We start from the raw sequence: 2992 nt of genomic DNA, 5'->3' as shown, positions 1-2992 counted from the left end.
AGTAAAGTTCGAGCAATCTCCGCATGACAGGCACAAGTGCTCTTGCCGAATGCGGCCTGTCATGCGAGGAGAGAACGCAACGCTTGATTTTCCGGAAGGAAATCTGGCCGCTCAAGCGGGCGGGCTTCCGGTAAACCAGGACCGATCGAATTTTCCTGATTCATGTGAAACAGGAATTTCAATCCAGAAGGGCTTATATGGTGATGATGACCCGGTTCAAAATTCTGGCGCTGATCAGCCTCTGTCTGAGCCTGACATTGGCAGGTTGCGGCCGAAAGGGAAGTCTGGATGATCCGAGCGCGCCCCCCGCTGCGGCTGCGGATGCTGCTGTGGACCCGGCAGCAGTGGCGGCAACGCAACTGCCCGAACAGCCGGAGAGCGACAAATCGTTTTTCCTGGATTTTCTGATCAACTGACACCATCGGTGCGAAGCTAAGGTCTGCAGAGTACCAGCCGCATGAGGACGTCCCGTGCATCACTTTGATTACAAGAATGGCGAACTTTTTGCCGAAGGCGTGGCGATTGAGGAAATTGCCCGCGAGGTCGGGACACCGTTTTACTGTTATTCCACGGCAACGCTGACCCGCCACTACCAGGTGTTTTCGTCCGCTTTTGACGATATTCCTTCGCTTGTCTGTTATGCGATGAAGGCAAATTCGAACCAGGCGGTTTTGAAGACGCTGGCGCTGCTTGGCGCCGGCATGGATGTGGTGTCGGAAGGTGAATTGCGGCGGGCACGGGCTGCGGGCGTCCCGGCCAGCAAGATTGTTTTTTCAGGTGTTGGCAAAACAGAAGCGGAACAGGCCTACGGTCTTGAAGAAGATATTCTGTGTTTCAACATAGAATCTGAACCTGAATTGCATCAACTGTCCCGGGTTGCCAGCCAAATGGGCAAAACGGCGCGGGTCTCGATGCGGATCAATCCGGATATCGATGCCAGGACGCATGCCAAGATCGCCACGGGCAAGGCAGAAAACAAATTCGGAATTCCGTGGCAAAGCGCAAGGGCTGTCTATGCGACCGCGGCGGCTCTTCCCGGTATCAAGGTTACCGGGATCGACATGCATATCGGGTCCCAGATCACCGAACTGGAGCCTTTCGACAACGCCTTTGCCCGTCTGGGTGAGCTGATCTCGGATCTGCGCGGAGAAGGTCACGGCATCGATCATGTGGATCTGGGTGGCGGTCTGGGGATTCCCTATGTTACCGACAACGATCCGCCGCCGCATCCGGATGCTTATGCGGAAGTGGTCAAGAAGCATGTCCGTCAGCTGGACTGTACTGTCATGTTCGAGCCGGGGCGTTTGATCGCGGGCAACGCGGGTATTCTTGTAACCAAGGTGATTTTCGTGAAGGAAGGCGCTGACAAGAATTTCGTCATTGTTGACGGTGCCATGAACGATCTGATCCGGCCGACACTTTATGAAGCCCATCACGAAGTGCGCCCGGTTAAGGAAGATACGGGCCAAACTGCGCGAATCAAGGCTGATATTGTCGGCCCTGTATGTGAAACCGGTGATTATCTGGCCCAGGATCGGGACATGCCCGCAGTTGAGGCTGGGGATATGTTGGCGGTCTATTCGGCCGGCGCCTATGGGGCCGTTCAGTCCTGCACGTATAATTCCAGGCTGCTGGTCCCGGAAGTCCTCGTAAATGCTGATCAATTTGCAGTGATACGACCTCGGACAACTTATGAAGAACTGATCGGACTGGACAGAATCCCTGATTGGCTCAACGGTTCGTGACGTCACTCGCCGACAAATAGTTGTTCCGACAGGTTGCCGGAACGCCTCCAATGCCTCACCTTATTAGGTAGAGGGCAGGTTCTGCCATTTTCTGTTCAGGTTTGACCAGTAAAGGCAGGACATGAACCGGAGGTGCCTTTGAGCCCAAATGACAGCAACCGGGAACCCGGCCGGAGCGAAATTCCAGAGCCTCATGGATGGCGGAACTTTATCAGGGTCCGCCTGGACAAACTTGTCCGGCAAAGCCGTTGGGCGCTGTTTGCAGAACGTCTCTGGCGAGCGTTGTTGCCAGTTCTGGTGGTTGTCGGTTTGGGTCGGACCGGTCGGCATCGTCGGGTTTGCGGCACTTGCGGTCTGGGCGGCAAGAGATCTGTTTCGATTGTCCTGGCCATCGCGTGAAGACGCACTTACACGGGTTGAAAGGTCTTCCGGATTTGAGCATCGCCCGCTAACGACCCTGGAAGATGAATTGTCCGTCGGGGCCAAGGACCCCGAAAGCCGGGCAATCTGGGCGTTGCATCAGCGCAGAACCGCGGAAAGAGTGGCTGCCATCCGGTCCAAGGCTCCCGATCCGCAGGCTTTCCGGCGCGATCCCTGGGCGCTTCGGGTGCTCGCCGCCAGCTTGCTTCTGATCGGATTTACAACAGCCAGTGGCGATTACGCAGGCCGGCTTACCTCCGCGTTTCAAAATCCGTTCAAGACCGTTGTGCAGCCAAGCCGTCTCGATGCATGGGTGACACCACCACTCTATACCAGCGAGCCACCCATCTACCTGACGGGCGAGAGTGCCCAACTGCGGGATCCGGGAGCACCTGTTTCGGTGCCGGAAGGATCAGTCCTTGTCGTGCGGACGCAAGGGGCGGGCGACCTGACAATGACATTTGCCAAGGCCGATGACGAAGAGCCTGAGTTGATACAGCCCGAGGATATCGGCGATAGCGATGATCCGGACCTCAAGAAGCTTCTGCCCATTGAGCGCCGTTTCACGCTGGAAACAACCGGTATCGTCGAGCTGACGAGCGGTGAAGACCCGTTGATGAGTTTTGTTTTTGCCGTTCGCCCGGATGATGCACCGGAGATCCGGCTGGTCGATGATCCGGAAGAACAGCTCAGCGGTGCACTCAAATTCTCCTATCTGGTGAATGACGACTACGGTGTGATTGCTGCCGAAGGGCGTATCACACCTTTACCTGACCCGGAGCACAAGGACCGCGTGCCACGACCGCTTGTGGATGCGCCGCAGTTCC

3 protein-coding genes are annotated in these 2992 nt (G+C 56.5%); all 3 read left to right on the top strand.

Annotated features, from left to right (window positions below; translation table 11 throughout):
- Window positions 1-197: 197 nt before the first annotated feature.
- Complete coding sequence (locus K5905_RS30815; RefSeq protein ID WP_297591539.1) at window positions 198-416, top strand: lipoprotein; 219 nt, start codon at window positions 198-200, stop codon at window positions 414-416.
- A 54-nt stretch (window positions 417-470) separates the two neighbouring features.
- Entirely contained in the window at window positions 471-1745 is a 1275-nt protein-coding gene (gene lysA, locus K5905_RS30810) for a diaminopimelate decarboxylase (protein WP_297591538.1), read from the top strand.
- Between the two features lie 148 nt (window positions 1746-1893).
- A partial coding sequence (locus tag K5905_RS30805) for a DUF4175 family protein (RefSeq protein WP_297591537.1) occupies window positions 1894-2992 on the top strand: 1099 nt, incomplete at its 3' end.

Source organism: Roseibium sp. (assembly GCF_025698965.1).
Lineage (GTDB): Bacteria > Pseudomonadota > Alphaproteobacteria > Rhizobiales > Stappiaceae > Roseibium.
This window is presented reverse-complemented; position numbering and strand designations above follow the sequence as displayed.

What these genes read in the sequence shown, in the direction of transcription:
- K5905_RS30815 (WP_297591539.1), top strand. Translation starts at nt 198, where the DNA reads ATGGTGATGATGACCCGGTTCAAAATTCTGGCGCTGATCAGCCTCTGT.